Source organism: Chryseobacterium sp. W4I1, assembly GCF_030816115.1.
GTDB lineage: Bacteria > Bacteroidota > Bacteroidia > Flavobacteriales > Weeksellaceae > Chryseobacterium.
Genome location: NZ_JAUSXQ010000001.1, coordinates 2,086,119 through 2,102,132, shown reverse-complemented (window position 1 = coordinate 2,102,132; position 16,014 = coordinate 2,086,119). Strand labels below are relative to the sequence as shown.

At 37.2% G+C, this 16,014-nt stretch carries 14 protein-coding genes and 1 pseudogene; 5 read left to right on the top strand and 10 right to left on the bottom strand.

The annotated features are described in order from the left end of the window. Positions 1-11 precede the first annotated feature (11 nt). From QF044_RS09815 to QF044_RS09800, 4 genes and pseudogenes are all read left to right on the top strand, one after another. Positions 12-1,199 carry a glycosyltransferase family 4 protein gene (locus QF044_RS09815; RefSeq protein ID WP_307271982.1) on the top strand — a complete coding sequence of 396 codons (1,188 nt, stop codon included), beginning with the start codon at positions 12-14 and terminating at the stop codon, positions 1,197-1,199. Next, complete coding sequence (locus QF044_RS09810) at positions 1,192-1,797, top strand: sugar transferase (RefSeq protein WP_307266341.1); 606 nt, start codon at positions 1,192-1,194, stop codon at positions 1,795-1,797. Before QF044_RS09815 ends, QF044_RS09810 begins: the two co-directional genes overlap by 8 nt. 18 nt (positions 1,798-1,815) lie before the next feature. Beyond that, a pseudogene (locus QF044_RS09805) lies at positions 1,816-2,376 on the top strand (acetyltransferase); the annotation flags it as partial. A 54-nt stretch (positions 2,377-2,430) separates the two neighbouring features. After that, a complete protein-coding gene (locus QF044_RS09800; RefSeq protein WP_307271980.1) occupies positions 2,431-3,591 on the top strand; it encodes an aminotransferase class I/II-fold pyridoxal phosphate-dependent enzyme in 1,161 nt (386 codons plus the stop codon). Between the two features lie 178 nt (positions 3,592-3,769). Here QF044_RS09800 and QF044_RS09795 read toward each other — a convergent pair whose 3' ends face one another. The 6 genes from QF044_RS09795 to QF044_RS09770 form a co-directional block, all read right to left on the bottom strand. Further along, positions 3,770-6,256, bottom strand: a complete 2,487-nt coding sequence (locus tag QF044_RS09795; protein ID WP_307266339.1) for a hypothetical protein — start codon at positions 6,254-6,256, stop codon at positions 3,770-3,772. A 402-nt stretch (positions 6,257-6,658) separates the two neighbouring features. Then, entirely contained in the window at positions 6,659-8,113 is a 1,455-nt protein-coding gene (locus tag QF044_RS09790) for a sigma 54-interacting transcriptional regulator (protein ID WP_307266337.1), read from the bottom strand. 6 nt (positions 8,114-8,119) lie between these two features. Continuing rightward, the gene (locus QF044_RS09785) at positions 8,120-9,262 is read right to left on the bottom strand and encodes a VWA domain-containing protein (RefSeq protein WP_307266335.1); all 1,143 of its coding nucleotides are present in this window, start codon (positions 9,260-9,262) and stop codon (positions 8,120-8,122) included. Between the two features lie 308 nt (positions 9,263-9,570). After that, positions 9,571-9,984 (bottom strand): VOC family protein, encoded by a 414-nt coding sequence (locus QF044_RS09780; protein ID WP_307266332.1) that lies wholly within the window; start codon positions 9,982-9,984, stop codon positions 9,571-9,573. Between the two features lie 167 nt (positions 9,985-10,151). Continuing rightward, entirely contained in the window at positions 10,152-11,249 is a 1,098-nt protein-coding gene (locus QF044_RS09775; protein WP_307266329.1) for a P1 family peptidase, read from the bottom strand. Between the two features lie 44 nt (positions 11,250-11,293). Then, on the bottom strand, positions 11,294-12,178 hold the full coding sequence (locus QF044_RS09770) for an alpha/beta fold hydrolase (protein ID WP_307266326.1): 885 nt from the start codon (positions 12,176-12,178) through the stop codon (positions 11,294-11,296). Between the two features lie 160 nt (positions 12,179-12,338). Between QF044_RS09770 and QF044_RS09765 the strand changes: the two genes are divergently transcribed. Next, complete coding sequence (locus QF044_RS09765; RefSeq protein WP_307266324.1) at positions 12,339-12,776, top strand: Lrp/AsnC family transcriptional regulator; 438 nt, start codon at positions 12,339-12,341, stop codon at positions 12,774-12,776. Between the two features lie 82 nt (positions 12,777-12,858). Here the strand turns inward: QF044_RS09765 and QF044_RS09760 are convergent, their stop codons facing one another. The 4 genes from QF044_RS09760 to QF044_RS09745 all read right to left on the bottom strand — a co-directional run bounded on the left by QF044_RS09760 (position 12,859) and on the right by QF044_RS09745 (position 15,801). Beyond that, the gene (locus QF044_RS09760; RefSeq protein ID WP_373462679.1) at positions 12,859-14,067 is read right to left on the bottom strand and encodes an MFS transporter; all 1,209 of its coding nucleotides are present in this window, start codon (positions 14,065-14,067) and stop codon (positions 12,859-12,861) included. A 93-nt stretch (positions 14,068-14,160) separates the two neighbouring features. Next, the gene (locus tag QF044_RS09755) at positions 14,161-15,075 is read right to left on the bottom strand and encodes an AraC family transcriptional regulator (RefSeq protein WP_307266320.1); all 915 of its coding nucleotides are present in this window, start codon (positions 15,073-15,075) and stop codon (positions 14,161-14,163) included. A 209-nt stretch (positions 15,076-15,284) separates the two neighbouring features. Then, positions 15,285-15,641, bottom strand: a complete 357-nt coding sequence (locus tag QF044_RS09750; protein WP_307266319.1) for a hypothetical protein — start codon at positions 15,639-15,641, stop codon at positions 15,285-15,287. After that, a complete protein-coding gene (locus QF044_RS09745; RefSeq protein WP_307266316.1) occupies positions 15,628-15,801 on the bottom strand; it encodes a hypothetical protein in 174 nt (57 codons plus the stop codon). Before QF044_RS09745 ends, QF044_RS09750 begins: the two co-directional genes overlap by 14 nt. Between the last annotated feature and the right edge of the window lie 213 nt (positions 15,802-16,014).

The following is a 16,014-nucleotide window of genomic DNA, read 5'->3' as shown; positions in this document are numbered from 1 at the left end:
TTAGAAAATAAATAAAAAATTTGAAAACTAAATTAATACGTATAACAACAATTCCACTTTCTTTAAAGCTATTATTAAAGGGGCAGCATCGATTTATGTCTGAACATTTTGAGGTAATAGGAGTTTCTTCGCATGGAAAAGAACTGGAGGAAGTAAAAAATGATGAGGAAATACAAGTGATAGCAATTGATATGTCTCGCCAGATTACTCCAATAAAAGATATTAAATCTTTATGGAGTACTTATAAACTATTAAAAAAAGAAAAACCGGAAATCGTTCATACCCATACGCCTAAAGCAGGTATTGTCGGGATGCTAGCCGCAAAACTGGCAGGGGTTCCTCATCGGTTGCATACTGTAGCGGGTTTACCTCTGATGGAAGTAACCGGTACAAAACGCAGTATTTTAGATATTGTAGAAAAGCTGACCTATGCATCTGCAACAAAAGTTTATCCAAACTCAAAAGGCTTGTATGAATATATCCTGCAAAATAATTATACCCGTAAAAGCAAACTAAAAGTAATTGGAAACGGATCTTCAAACGGGATTGATACTTTATTTTTTTCACCAGAACAAGTTTCCAAATCCCAGAAAGACCTATTGAAAAAACAATTGAATATAGAAGATTCAGATTTTGTTTTTGTATTTGTAGGACGTTTGGTAGGTGATAAGGGAATTAATGAGTTAGTTAAAGCATTCTCTCTTGTGAATAAAGCAAAAGATGCGCAACAAAACTTCAAATTATTATTGGTAGGTCCTCTGGAACAGGAATTAGACCCGTTACCTGCAGATACGTTAAATGAAATAGAAAACAATCCGGATATCATTAATGTAGGCTTTCAGAAAGATGTTCGTCCCTACTTTGCGGTTTCTGATGTATTGGCTTTTCCAAGTTATCGCGAAGGATTTCCAAATGTAGTGATGCAGGCAGGGGCAATGGGGTTGCCAAGTATAGTTTCTGATATCAATGGGTGCAACGAAATTATTATAGATGATAAAAACGGACTCATAGTTCCGGTTAAAAATACCGAAAAGCTTAAAGAAGCAATGCAAAGAATGAAATCGGATACAGTGTATTACCAGCAGTTAAAAATGAATGCACGGCCGATGATTGAGTCACGGTATGAGCAGTCAGTGATCTGGAATGCCTTATTAAGTGAATATAAAAAACTACTTAAAGAAAAAGAATATTGTGTATAAAGTTTTTTTCAAACGAATGATAGATTTCCTGATTGCATTGATAGGGCTTGTTGTTTTATCACCTGTTTTTATTGTGGTCATGATCTTACTATACTTCGCAAATCAGGGCAAGCCATTCTTTTTTCAGGCAAGGCCAGGTCTTAATGAAAAGATATTCAACATCATTAAGTTCAAGACCATGAATGATAAAAAAGACAGTCAGGGTAATTACCTGCCTGATTCGGAACGCTTGACACCTGTCGGAAGTTTTATACGTCAGACCTCTTTAGATGAGCTTCCGCAATTGATTAATGTATTAAAAGGAGACATGGCAATTATAGGTCCGAGACCTCTATTGCCACAATATTTGTCATTATATAATGAGTCCCAGAAGCGTAGACACAGCATACGTCCCGGGATTACAGGTTGGGCGCAGGTAAATGGAAGAAATGCCATTTCATGGACGAAGAAATTCGAACTTGATATATGGTATATCGATAATTTATCTCTGGCAACAGATATCAAAGTGTTGCTCCTGACTTTGAAAAAAGTATTGAAAAAAGAAGGCATAACCCAGGTTGGGCAGGCAACTGCAGAAGCTTTTAATGGGAATAATTAATTTAAATGTAGATAGAATATGTATTTATACGGAGCAAGTGGTCATGGCAAAGTAGTGGCAGAAGTCGCTGAACAATGCGGTTATAGTATTGAAGCTTACATCGATGAAAATCTGTCGAAAGAAAAAGTTTTAAATTATACCGTTATTCATGAAATTCCAACACATGATATAGAAATACTTATTTCTATAGGCAATAACAGATTTAGGAAAAAAATAGTTGATCAGGATAATCCGTTCAGTTATATCACCCTTATTCATCCCAAGGCAGTACTTTCCCAGAGAGTAAAGATTGGCGAAGGAACAATTGTGATGCCCGGCGTTACAATCAACGCAGCGGTAAAAATAGGAAAGCACTGTATTATCAATACCAATGCATCTATTGATCATGATTGTATGCTCGAAGACTTTGTTCACATATCTCCCAATGTAGCATTGGCTGGAAACGTTTCTATAGGGGAAGGAACCCATGTTGGGATTGGAGTGAGCGTCATACAGGGAATAAAAATTGGAAAATGGTGCACCATTGGCGCAGGAGCAGTTATTATCAGTGACGTGCCGGATGGTAGTACTGTAGTGGGTAATCCAGGTAAAGTAATAAAAAGTAGAAGTTTGAATAATATAAAAGTAGAAAATATGAAAACAAAAATATGGTTATCGTCCCCCCATTTGGGAGGAAATGAGCTAAAATATGTTCAAGAAGCATTCGATTCCAATTGGGTAGCGCCGTTGGGACCTAATGTAGATGGTTTTGAAAAGGATCTGGAATTATTTTTAGATGAAAACATAAATGTAGCTGCACTTTCTGCAGGAACCGCTGCTTTACACCTTGCATTGATTGAATGTGATGTAAATCACGGAGACGAGGTAATATGCCAGTCTATGACGTTTTCAGCCTCTGCCAATCCTATTGTTTATCTGGGAGCTACTCCAATTTTTATAGATTCCGAAAAAGATACCTGGAATATGTGTCCGGTAGCTTTACAGGAAGCCATAGAAGATAGAATTGCAAAAGGTAAAAAGCCCAAAGCTATTATTGTAGTTAACCTCTACGGAATGCCTGCAAAAATGGATGAAATTCTATCAATTGCTGCAGAATATGATATTCCTTTAATTGAAGATGCTGCCGAATCATTAGGTTCCAAATATAAAGGAAAAGCTTGCGGTACTTTTGGACGTTTTGGCATCTTATCATTCAATGGTAATAAAATTATTACGACTTCAGGAGGTGGAGCTTTGGTATGTCATTCCAAGGAAGATAAAGATAAAGCCGTATTTCTTTCCACACAGGCAAGAGATGATGCTCCTCATTATCAGCATTCCCACATTGGATATAACTACAGAATGAGTAATATCAGTGCCGGAATCGGACGCGGACAGATGGAAGTTTTGAATGAAAGAGTAGAAGGCCGCAGAAGAATGCACGATTTTTATGCTGAAATTTGTGAAAATATGGATGGGGTAGACCTGTTTACCGAGCCAAGCTCTGATTTCTACAGCAATCACTGGCTATCTGTTATTACAATAGATGAAACAAAATCATCAAAAACAGCAGAAGATCTGCGTCTTGCATTTTTGGAAGAGAATATCGAGTCCCGACCTATCTGGAAGCCAATGCATTTACAACCCGTATTTAAAGATGCTCCTTATTACGGAGAAAAAGTAGCTGAACAACTGTTCGGAAATAGCTTATGTCTGCCTTCAGGTTCTAATGTGTCAGATGAAGAAAGAGAGAGAATTGCAAAAGTAATGGTAGAGATTCTTTTAAATAAGAAAGAATATTCAGTTTCACGATAATTTCATCCTACCACTTTGGTATAATATATGGTTCAGAAGCTTTATGTTTCTGTTTAATTAAAAAAGAGAAAATGACATTCATTTTCTCTTTTTTTGTCCTTATTTTAAAGTTTTATTAACTTTCAGAAATCATTCACCTCATAACTTCCCATTGTCAGGCTTCTAGTCAGAACTGAGTTTAAATCAGATATTTTTTCAGACCCTCCATAATTCCCTGCCACAAAGTATTAAAGAAACTCTTATTGGGATCACGTTTGATATCCACTTCCACATGGCTAGGCTCTCCCTTGGAATCATTTTTAACGAAGATATTGGCAATGGCACTCAGAAGTTTTTTTTCTTTCCCTGTATTTTTATTTAAAAAGTTAACATGCATATCAGTATACTTAAAATAAAAATTCCCACCTATTTTCCCACTATCTCCCTTGTAATCAAATTTCAGATACTGAATCTGTCCGTCAAGGCTTACATTAAGGTAAGGTCTTACAAAGAGGTTCGCATTTTCTACAGACAGGGTTCTGATAGTGCCGTTAATTGCGTAATCGTCATTTGTATTGGCCACATCAAACTGCCAGTGCACATCCGTTGGAGCATTTCCAAAAAAATTAAAGTTTGAATCTACTTTTACCAACGTTGGTTTTCCCTTCATCTTTGCACTATTTACATCCCGGATCTTTGCATTAAAATCCCCAAAAGTAATTTTTCCAGGTATATTTGCTTTCTCTGCTACTTCCTCGTAGGAAAGTTTTGATTTCTTGATGTCAATCTGCCTGATATACAGTGGGAATTTGATATCGCGAAGTTTTTTGCTGAACATATACCGCACTCCGATATCATCAGGTGGCGCAAGGTCGTGATAAATATTACAGTCGATACCGTCAAAAACAATCTGATCCAGATCGATGCTGGTTTTGCTTCCGATCGCTGAATTATGATTCGTAATCATAATGGATTTTGATTTGATGGTATAAAGATCCTCCTCAACAGCGATCAAACGGTTAAATTGGGCTCTCGAATATTTGGGAAGAAAAGCAAAGTTATTCAAAGCCGTTACTTTGCCGGTATTTTTAATTTGGTCTACTTTCAGACGGTAATATTTGCCGGCATCAACGTCGATTTTCCGGGCGGTAATCAGCTGGCTTTTAACGTGGAAAGGAATGGATTCTTTAAGGATATTCCGATCCGTCATCACTGAATTGAGCTCAACATTAAAATTATCAACCTTTATTTTCTGCTGACCTTCCTTTTTCTGAACAAAAGTTCCATCTATAATCTTAAGCTTTCCAAGATGTGCCAACAGGTCCGGCGCCGCCGTGTGTTTTTTTGCCGGGGCTTTTATTTTACGGGTTGCAGCAATGATTTCTACCTGTGGCTGATAAACATTGATAGCGCCAAGCTGTAGCTGCAGTTGCTGACCTGCAAATTTTGAAGTATTATTCAGTATTTCTACTTTTTCCGTTTTAATATTAAAAACATCTTTCATAGTACTCGTACCAATTGCTTTGAATTGAAGCTCATTAATTAAGATACTGGAATCATTGGAAGTAATCTTTGTAATATGTACGGCCTGTAAAGGATCCGTTTTAAAATAGATATTTTCAAATTCTATAGTATGGGTGGAAAATGCAAAGGGTATCTTTTCTTTCACCGTATTTTTATCGAAAACAATATCCTTTAAATTCAGGTGGAAATTATCTACAGAAGCCACTTTTGTTTTATCCCTTTGCTGAACAAGAACAGATCCCTGTCTGAAATCAAGATTCCTGATCCCTATTTTCAGATTAATTTCTTTGGGATTTTCTTTTACCTCCTTTTTATTAGTTGACGTCACTATCAGTTGAGGCCTGATAAACTTTGCATTGTCAATGATCAGAGAATCCTCGCTAACGTTGAAATTGTCCGCCGCTAGTTCATTTATTTTCAGGTCAAAAACATTCTTTGCATTATACAGTGCCGGGCTTTCAATAGGTTTCAAATGAAATTGTGAAATATTGAGCTGCTTATTTTTAGCATCAATTTTTGAAGCATAGATCTGATAAAAATCGTTTACCGTAATAAGTACATCGTGGGCATCAACTTTAAAACTTTTAAATTCAATAGGTAATTTTGATGTATCCTCACTCCGCTTGATATCCTTAAGGTTAACATTTACATTCTTTCCGGTAACAAGATCCTTTTTATTGCTGTCTTTAACAGATATATTGCCATTGGTCACTAAAATATTCTGAATTTCAAAATTGATTTTCTTTTTGGCCGGATCTTTTTTCTCTTTTGGCTTTCCCAATGTAACATTCACCTCCGGATCAATGAGCTGTACATCGTTTACATGATAAGATTTATTGAAAACAGCATCCCAGATCCCAAAATTCTGGATACGCAGGCTTTTAACATTTCCATTGATCAAGGTAACCGAAGGATCTGTAGTATGCTTGGTTTTAATGATTATCGAGTTGGCGGAAATATCACCTCTGAAAAGATTAAGATTAAAATCTTTAAGGCTGATCTGGTAAGGCGTTTTTTCGTTCACCAGATCCGGTAGTTTATTTTTGAGATAAATATTCAGCAAAAAGGGGAAAGTAAACGCTAGAATTAATAGAATCCCTGCAATGATTAAGGCGATTTTCTCTCTTTTACCACGCTTGTGGTTTATTGTTTTTTTTTCCATCTTGTGTGTTTTGTGTTATCTGAAAGGAAATCTCAGAATTTAAATTACTGATCATTCAAATTACTTTCCAATCCTGTTCCAATTTACATCATAATTGAAATTATTTAGCAAACTCAAACTGTTAAATTTTCCAATAATATGATGATTTTGTTGATATGATTATTTTAAATAGTAAAAAATTGATCTAGAAAATTTAAATAATGAGCGTTGGCCTTAATTGCCGCAGCTGAAGTATGTAAGGATTAGAAGGAAGAAGGGTAACAAGTTAAAGTATTTACTGTATCAGATGGTAATATTTACAGCGATCAGGTATATTTACATAAAAGGGAAAGCAAAAAAGTAACCGCTTCATTTCGAAGCGGTTACTTTATGTTCAGCAGTACTTATACTGAAATCGTTTTTCTAGTTTCTTAGAAACTGGCGAATATCGGCAGAGTCAAATGTAAAAGTGTTTTGATTTTCGGATTTGTCTAATTTTTTACTGATCGTTAAAGCCCATAAAACCAATTCTTTGCAAAAGTTTTGATCTTCAGTATTTAATTCGGCAGCATTTTCTTCAACTAAAGTAACCAAAGGAGTTATGCTGTTAAGCTTAGTGTAGAACTCTTCGTCTGTATCATTGTAATTAAGCTCAAGGTGATTTTTATTGAACCACTTGATCAGATCGGTGTAAGGAGTCTTTATACTTTCTTTTTCCAGTTTGGAGATGCGTGGGAATATACTTTCAAACTGTGTCATGACGGCTTTATCAATTAATATTTTCGCCACATAATCTGCACCTTCCTGCTCGCCTTCATATACCAGTTCAATTTTTCCTGTGATAGAAGGCACTATGGATAAGAAATCAAGGAGATGCACGGTCGTTTTTTCAGCACCGGATTCAATGAGCCGTAATTTGGCGGCTGCCACCAGGTTTTCCATCGCACTGATGGTGAGACGGGCACTTACACCGCTTTTAGCATCTACATATTCACTATCCCGGGCTGCAAAAGCAACTTCCTCTAAAAGATCTTTTGCTAAATCAGGAATTTGTATCTGCGAAACATCATTAGGTGAAATGTTTGCTTCCTGTTCCGTAATCTGCCGCGCAAGAGCAATTGTCTTCGGGTAATGGGTAAAGATCTGGGAACCGATCCGGTCCTTAAGAGGTGTGACAATGCTGCCACGATTGGTGTAATCTTCCGGGTTGGCTGTAAAAACAAACTGGATATCCAGAGGCATTCTCAACTGAAAACCACGGATCTGAATATCGCCTTCCTGTAAAATATTAAATAAAGAAACCTGAATTCTGGCCTGTAGATCCGGCAATTCGTTCAATACAAATATACTGCGGTTGGCACGGGGGATCATTCCGTAATGCAAAACACGCTCATCGGAATAGGGTAATTTTAAAGTTGCCGCCTTGATGGGGTCTATATCACCGATTAAATCAGCCACATTTACGTCCGGCGTAGCAAGTTTTTCAAAGAAACGTCCGGAACGGTGAACCCATGAGATAGGCGTTTCATCACCATATTCAGCAATAAGGTCTCTGGCATACTTTGAGATAGGCTGAAAAGGACTGTCATTAATTTCAGAGCCTTTTACAACCGGCATATATTCATCAAGAAGATCCACCATACTTCTGGCAATCCTGGTTTTTGCCTGGCCGCGTAAACCTAAAAGATTAATGTGGTGACCGGCAAGAATGGCTTTTTTTAATTGTGGAATTACCGTGTCTTCATAACCCCACAGTCCATCAAATACAGGCTGTTTGGCTTTAATCTTTGCAATTAAATTAGCCTGAATCTCTTGATTAATCGTTTTATCAGTATATCCGGATTTTTTTAATTCTTTGAATGTAATATCGTTTTTCATTATCTTTTATATTCTCTTTATTCTGTTTTTTTCATAATCTTCAAAAATCATTTGTCCTAAACCTGACAGGCCTGTTAAAAAAGCTTTTCCTTTGTTTTGGGCAGTAAATGCTTCTACAAACTGACGCAGGTAAGGATCCTGGGCAATCATAAAGGTGGTAATTGGGATTTTAAGTTTTCTGGCCTGCGCTGCCCGGTTAAGGCATTGGGAAACAATCCTGTCATCCAAACCGTAGCTGTTCATATAAAATTCTCCGTTGGGCAAACGGATACAGCTTGGTTTCCCATCAGTGATCATAAAAATCTGCTTGTTGGTATTTCTTTTTCTGCGAAGAATATCCATGGCCAGTTCCAGACCTGCAACCGTATTGGTATGATAAGGACCTACTTTTAAATAGGGAAGGTCTTTAATTTTTATCGGCCACGCTTCATTTCCAAAAACAATAATATCAATGGAATCTTTGGGATATTTCCGGTTAATCAGTTCCACCAGCGCCATAGCCACTTTTTTGGCTGGTGTGATGCGGTCTTCACCATAAAGGATCATCGAGTGACTGATGTCAATCATCAATACTGTACTCATTTGTGCCTTATGCTTGGTTTCCTCTACAATAAGATCGTCTTCGGTCAGGCGTAAGTCAGAAATTCCGTTATTGATCTGCGCATTTTTTAAGCTTTCCGTTAGGTTGACTGTTGACAAATCATCTCCATACTGAAAGGTACGGTTTTCTCCATCTCTTTCATCTCCGATTCCTGCTTTTGTGGTGCGGTGATTTCCGATACCGCTTTTTTTCAGTTTTCCAAAAATCTGATCCAGGGCATATTCACGTAACGCGGCTTCCAGCTTGGCCGTCAGTATGTTTTTACCTTTCCCTGTTCCTGAATTTCCGTCTTTATCATCTTCTTCCTGCTTAATATAGCCTCGTTTTTTTAAATCCTCTTCAAAATCCTGAAGCGTATATTCGTCGGTGAAAATATCATATTCCTTATCCAGCATATCAAGCCACTCAAAGGCTTCTTCAATATCGCCGGAAGTATGGGTAAGAAGATCTTTAAAAACATCAAACACCCGGTCAAAATTGGATAACTCTTCCGGGGTATGTTTGCTGAAAATAAGACCTTTTTTAAAATTAAAATCTTTATTGGTCATAAATTGATGCTCTATTGGTACAGTTAGTGATCTGCATTTAAACATTTAGAATCAAACAGAAGCTTATTCACTCCTTTAAAATTAATGAAAATATTCTGTATTTACTCCTTACTATTAAAGAGATACAATTTAAGGAAATATCAACTGATGATAGCACCTGAAAAATAGAAAATAATAATGATAGCGATATGAAATGAGAATAGTGTACGGTAAGAATTATTGTACAGAATTTTAATTCTTATGCTCAAAAACATAAATCCTGCCTAATTAAAGCAGGATTTAAAGGCTTTTGATGTCTTGTTGAAAGATCAGCTATTTTTGGGAACAAATTTTTCCACTGATTCTTTTGTAACAGGTGTGAAAAAGTTAATCAGATTACCGTCCGGATCTCTGAATAATAAAGATTTATTACCCCAAGGCATAATAGTAGGCTCCTGCACAATGGAAGAAGATAAAATATCTTTCAAACGCTCAAATTCTTTATCTACATCATGAACTAAAAATTCGATAATGGCCGTATGGTTTTCGGCTGGCTGTGCTATATTTTTCCCACCAAAAAACTGTAGGGTTTTGGTGCTTCCGATGGCAATCGTGGCTGTTGAGGTTTTCAGTTCAGCAAAATCGGGAGTGTACTGTATGGCTGTAATTCCTGTGATCTGCTCATAAAATTTCACCAGACTTTCTATGTTGGCGGTAATAATACGGATGGATACTAAATTCATTTTCTAAAGATTTTAATTTATTCTGCAAATGTAAAACAGCATTGTGACAAGGGCCTGTCAGTAGTTGAATCAATGTGGAAAAATAGTAAATGCAGTAATTACATTACAATATGAAATCAAGAGGCTGTTAAAAATATCCATCCGGCTATTTAAAGTTTTTAAAGAAATTATATCTTAGCTATTCTATTGTATTTTCTTAAGGTATCAATAATAACATCTTGCGGAAGTTGACACATTATATTTCCATCATTCCCTTCCATGGTTTCGGCTGCAATCATTGAATTAATGATTGCTTCTTCTACAGACTGGGCTGTAGCTTCAAATAATGGGTTCATATCATCGTTGGGAAGCTGTTCCACTTGCGTTATATTTTCCCTGTCAAAAGCACCGGGGTTAGCTGTAGAAAATGCTATGAAAATATCTCCTGATCCGTTATTTCCATATCCGCCTACGGCACCAATTCCCAAAGAAACTCTTGTTGCAATTCTTTTGAGCTGATGAGGAAGAAGGGGAGCGTCAGTAGCTATGACCGCTACAATAGAGCCGTCACCTTCTTTAAACAGATCCTGGTTTTGAATTTCAGAATTCTCTGTATTTGTAATTTCCTTGCCAACAGGAATACCTGCGATTGTCAAATGCCTTTTCTCTCCAAAATTTGATTGTACTAGAGCACCGACCATATAAGACTTATTGTTTATCTGAACTACTCTTGAAGATGTTCCTGTCCCCGCTTTAAAACCAAAACTTCTCATACCGGTGCCACCACCAACATTCCCTTCTTGTATGAATCCAGATTCGGAATTGTTCAATGCTTCGTATACGTGTTCTTCTTTTACATGGAAACCGTAAATGTCATTTAAAATACCATCATAGGTTTCTGCAACTACGGGATAAGTATACCAGTTATCTTCTTTGTACCAGCCTGTTTCCACAAACCATTTCAGAACAGCATCCCGGACTGTTCCCACACTGTTGGTATTCGTTATCATAATCGGGGTTTCAAGGAAGCCGGATTCTGTGATCCACGTAGTACCCGTCATTTCTCCGTTCCCATTTAAGGTATACCAGTTTGCAAAAACAGGGTTATTATTTTTTCCACGGGGCAAAATAGCCGTGACACCGGTTCTTATATTCTTGCTTTCTTTTGAAATAATGGTACTGTAACCTACTTTTACACCATCAACATCCGTGATTGCATTAAATTTTCCGGGAATGCCTTCAAAAGGAATTCCAAGATCTCTAGCTCTGGGCTTCTGTTCGCTCATCGTATTCTGAATTTGTATTAAAGGTATATTTTATTTTAAAATCTTTATTGACTCAGGAATTGTAAAAGTTCTTTTAAAAAGGCTTCAGGATTTTCTTCAACCACCCAATGAGCAGTATCTGGAATACGCACTGAGGTTACATTTTCAGAAACTTCCTCCATCATTTCCTTCATTATAGGTCCACTTGTACTGATTGTTCCTCCCACGGCCAGTACAGGGATAGTAAGTTTGCCTTTTTTTGCTAAAAAATCCAGATTATCCAGAATGTCCTGATCAAAAGCACGATAGACTTCCAACCCTGCTTTCATCGCACCGGGTGCTGAATAGGCGATTGTAAAAGTATCCATATCCTGATCTGTAATAGCTGCCGTGTTATAAATGCGGTAGTTGAAAAAAGACTGCAGATATTGGCGTTCTTTTCCTGCAATGAGCATTTCAGGCAAATCCCGGACATTATGAAAAGCAAAATGCCATACTCTGTGATCCGTCCGTATTTTGTCGAAAATATGGGTGCCGGGAAGAGGCGCATCAATGACGACCAGATGAGATGTTTCTTCCCTGTATTCCTGTACATAAGCATAGGCTACCATAAGACCGATGTCGTGCCCGACAATAGTAATGGGGCTTTCTATTTTGAGATGCTCTTTTACCAGGAAATGAATATCTCCGGCCATGGTTTTTTTATCATATCCGGAAGCGGGTTTCCAGGAACTTCCGGCGCCGCGGTAATCTACAGCAATTACTCTGTATCCTGCCTCTGCCAGCCGAGGAATAATGTGCCGCCATTCCCACCAGGTCTGTGGAAAACCGTGAATCAGCACAATCACTTTCTCTCCCTTTCCCATTTCTGCATAATGAATGCGAAGTGAGCTGCTAACTACTGCCATTCCGTGAATTACAGGCAGGTTGAATGTTTCTTTTTCAGTCATATCCTTGTATTTAATAGTGTATATTTGTATTACGCATCATGCTGATGTTAGTACGTTATTCTTTTGTAAAATTAGGTCAGACATTACAGGATCAGGCTTTCATTTCAAAAGAATAAAACTGTAAAACTTTAGAATCAATGTTTTTAATTTCTTTCTGTATATGCTATTAGATAAACTACATTATGCCATACTGAATGAGCTGCAGGCAAATGCAAGGATGAGTAACGCAGAAATAGGCCGTAGAGTAGGCCTCACTGCTCCGGCAGTAGCCGAAAGGATTAAGAAAATGCAGGAAGGCGGTATCATCAAGGGGTTTAATGTGGCTGTTGAATTTCCCAAACTGAATTATATGCAAAGAGTAGTGATTGCTATAAAATTGCCCCAGGATAATATCCCGGGATTTCTAAAGGAGACAGAAAAAATAGCAGGAATTACCGACATGGTCCATACCACAGGAGAATACTGTTTTTTTATTAATATGGTTCTTAAATCAACGGAAGATTTGGTAAATACCTTAAATAAATTAAGAAAATTCGGAGAAACCACTACTTTTTCAGTATTGGCTGCCCCGATTGATCATAAGGCTGTCTCTTTATAAGTTGAATCAACTGAAAATGTAATTATAGCAGAAAGCTTTAACAAATATTCTGAAACTTCATTTAAAATAAAACAAGCAGAGATTAGTTCTCTGCTTCTTCTTTTTTTTTCACTGCCTGATGCATGACAAGGATAATTCCCAAAAGGATAATGGCAATGGCCAAATAACGCCAGGCAAGACCTCCCTGTTCACTGACATTTCCACTTACCGAAATGATGAAACTGGTAATTGAAGTGATCACATACACCATGCCTCCCATCAATCCACCAGCTGTTCCTGCATTCTTAGGAAAGTAGAGCATACTTGTGGTAAAAAATGAGGTAAATAAAATCCCCGAACATATGTGAATAAAGAATGCAAAAGGAACCATAATAAAAAGGCTTTCCGCATAAAAGCTGGTTGTAATCAGTCCTGCGATAAGGATAAGCTGTAAAATAATAGGCTGCAGGATTCTTTCTTTAAAGTCAAGTTTAAGTCTGTGTTTTCCTATAAAACCGCCAATCATCCATGAAAATCCTAAAATAAGAGTACAATATCCAATCACAACAGGAGTAAAGTGAAATGTGTTTTCAATAATAAATGGTCCAGTGATATTGAAAAGCATCACAATAGAATAACTGAATCCTAAAATAAGGACCCCAAGCATAAAAATCCTGTTTTTCAGCATCATTTTATAAAGGCTGATATTTTCGGAAAGATTAAGCTTCTTTTTCTCCGGCAGGCTTTCACCGCTGAAAAACCATTCAAAAAGGAACAGGGCTCCTGCATATAAAGCCAGGAAATAAAAATTAGCATGCCAGTTAAACAGTTTCTCAAGATATCCACCAAGGAAGGGCGCAAGGATAGGTCCGCATGACCAGACAATCGTAAAATAGCTCAGATAATGCTTTACTTTTTCAGAATCATAGAGATCCACAAAAATAGCACGGGTAGATACCACCAGAACAGAAACTGCAGCTCCCTGAAGGATTCGCAGAAGACAGATCAGCAGAATACTGTTGGTCATCGTAATCAGAATACTGCTGCTGACCAATAAAAATAAGGCAAGCAACTTGGGACGGTAACGCCCGATACTGTCCAGAATTCCGCCTACAAAAAGCTGCGAAATTCCGTAGCTCAGTAAATAAGATGTTAAGGTAATCTGGATATCTTTTTCCGAGACATGCATTTCATTGGCCATCGATGGAAATGAAGGCAGGTAAATGTCTGTGACAAACCCCGACAGCGGGATAGACACAAAAGCCATAATGGTTATTAGTCTGATTCTTTTTTCAGACGCTTCTTTCAACAACATAATCATTTGTTATATTACTATGCAAAAATAGACTAAGAATGATCAAATTGAATTTTAAAAGACAAAGTAAAAATTACAAAAATCAAAGAATTAAAATGCATTCTTAAATTTCAGCGGAGAAACCTCTGCATGCTTTTTAAAAAAATTATTGAAATGCGAAGGCTGCTCGAACCCTAAAGTATAACCTATCTCTGCAATATCCCAGTTTGTATATTTCAGCAGATTTTTGGATTCTTCAAACACCCTGTCCTTAATGATCTGTGTGGTCGTAAGCTGAGTCACAGATTTTACCGACGAGTTCAGGTGATTCACATGCACATTGAGGTGCTCCGCAAAATCAGAAGCCGTTTTTAAAGCTAGTGGATAGGCCGGAGAATCAAGAGGAAACTGTTTGTTGAGCAGTTCGTCAAATAAGCGGTAAAGCCGGATATTTGCCGGAAGTTCACTAGGGTTGATATCATCCACACGGTTCTCCAAAGCCAGATGCAGAGTAGAAGCCAGATGGCTTTTGATGCTGCTACAGCGAAAAGGATAAGTTGAATTGTTCAGTTTGTACATCTGTTCAAAATAAATAGTGGCCAGCTGCGTCTGTTCCTCTGTTAAAAAAATAATAGGCTTGCTCCATTCTTTGAACAGCGAAGTCTTCTTAAAAAGATTGAATTCAGAATGCCCGCTGAAGAATTCCTGATTGAACAGGCAGAAATATCCCTCCTGAAGATCCCCGTCACATTCCCATGAATACGGAATATTGGGAGAAGGGAAAAAGAGGGCAGGGCGGTCAACATACAGCTCATGGGAGCCATATTTAAAAGTACCGTTTCCGATGATGAAACTTACCTTATAATAATCACGGCGGTTGTACGGGCTTTTAAAGCTGCAGTATCTCCGCATAGAAATATTGAAGTGAGACTTACCGATTTCAAAATCATCGGAATCAAACATTTTGATCTGATCTTGTCGGATACGTTTGTAATAATCTTGAATGGTTTCCAGTTGATCGCTCATTATCTGTAAATTATAAAAATCAAAGATACATAAACAACAGTTAATCTTAGTCTGTTTCTTTTAGGTAATAATAATTGGCAAAATAGTTTTTCTCAATTTCTCTGAGCTACTCTGCCATTACTGTATTACAATTATATCCATCAATGATCAAAACTTTTTAAACTAAGCATTCTTAAGTGTTTAAAAACTTAAAATCTGGATTAGAAAACCTAGCCTTTAGTAATTTCCAGAGTTAATATCTTTGAAGGAAGCTGGAATGGACCTGCTTTTGAATCAGAAGCTACTGTAAAGCCTGATTCCTTTAAAAATTCCAAAAGTGGATCGTGGGTCATGATGTTGATCCATACCACATCCGTAAAACTGACGGCAGATCTGCACTTTTTCCAAAGCGACTGTCTTATTTCTGTAGAATCAGATTCCGGAAGGATCACAAAACTGATTTCTGTCGTTTTTTTTCCTTCGGGAAGGGTAGGATGTCCCGATCCGCTTTTTACAATGCTGTATCCTACTGGCTGCAGATCGGCATAAGTAATAATAAGCTGGTTGGAAAGATCATTCAGCGTCATTGATCATCTTTCTCGGATCAATGTCGTTTTTAATATATTTTTTAATTTCCTCTTCAGAAACAAGCTCTTTGTGTAATGCGTAAGCCGAAGCATCCATAATGGTTATAAGATCAGAAATTCCCTCCTCAGACCCCACTGTAAATTTTGAAATAATATCCATGAATCTTTTTTATTCAAAATTATAAGATTATTCCATTAAAAAAGGATACAGTTAGCATTAATTTAATTGTTTTTAAAATTAAGCTCATGCTGGCGATATCCATGCAATTAGCCTGATAAAAAGCGCTGATTTTTTAGAATAAATTTAAAAAACTGCAGGTCGGCAAAGGAAAAGTAGGAAAAAAATGCATTTTTGTTCAAATTATTTTAGCCT

Bases quoted from the DNA above. Each gene is read 5' to 3' on its own strand.
- QF044_RS09800 (WP_307271980.1), top strand. From the start codon at position 2,431: ATGAAAACAAAAATATGGTTATCGTCCCCCCATTTGGGAGGAAATGAG.
- QF044_RS09795 (WP_307266339.1), bottom strand. From the start codon at position 6,256: ATGGAAAAAAAAACAATAAACCACAAGCGTGGTAAAAGAGAGAAAATC.
- QF044_RS09790 (WP_307266337.1), bottom strand. From the start codon at position 8,113: ATGAAAAACGATATTACATTCAAAGAATTAAAAAAATCCGGATATACT.
- QF044_RS09785 (WP_307266335.1), bottom strand. From the start codon at position 9,262: ATGACCAATAAAGATTTTAATTTTAAAAAAGGTCTTATTTTCAGCAAA.
- QF044_RS09780 (WP_307266332.1), bottom strand. From the start codon at position 9,984: ATGAATTTAGTATCCATCCGTATTATTACCGCCAACATAGAAAGTCTG.
- QF044_RS09775 (WP_307266329.1), bottom strand. From the start codon at position 11,249: ATGAGCGAACAGAAGCCCAGAGCTAGAGATCTTGGAATTCCTTTTGAA.
- QF044_RS09770 (WP_307266326.1), bottom strand. From the start codon at position 12,178: ATGACTGAAAAAGAAACATTCAACCTGCCTGTAATTCACGGAATGGCA.
- QF044_RS09765 (WP_307266324.1), top strand. From the start codon at position 12,339: ATGCTATTAGATAAACTACATTATGCCATACTGAATGAGCTGCAGGCA.
- QF044_RS09755 (WP_307266320.1), bottom strand. From the start codon at position 15,075: ATGAGCGATCAACTGGAAACCATTCAAGATTATTACAAACGTATCCGA.
- QF044_RS09750 (WP_307266319.1), bottom strand. From the start codon at position 15,641: ATGACGCTGAATGATCTTTCCAACCAGCTTATTATTACTTATGCCGAT.
- QF044_RS09745 (WP_307266316.1), bottom strand. From the start codon at position 15,801: ATGGATATTATTTCAAAATTTACAGTGGGGTCTGAGGAGGGAATTTCT.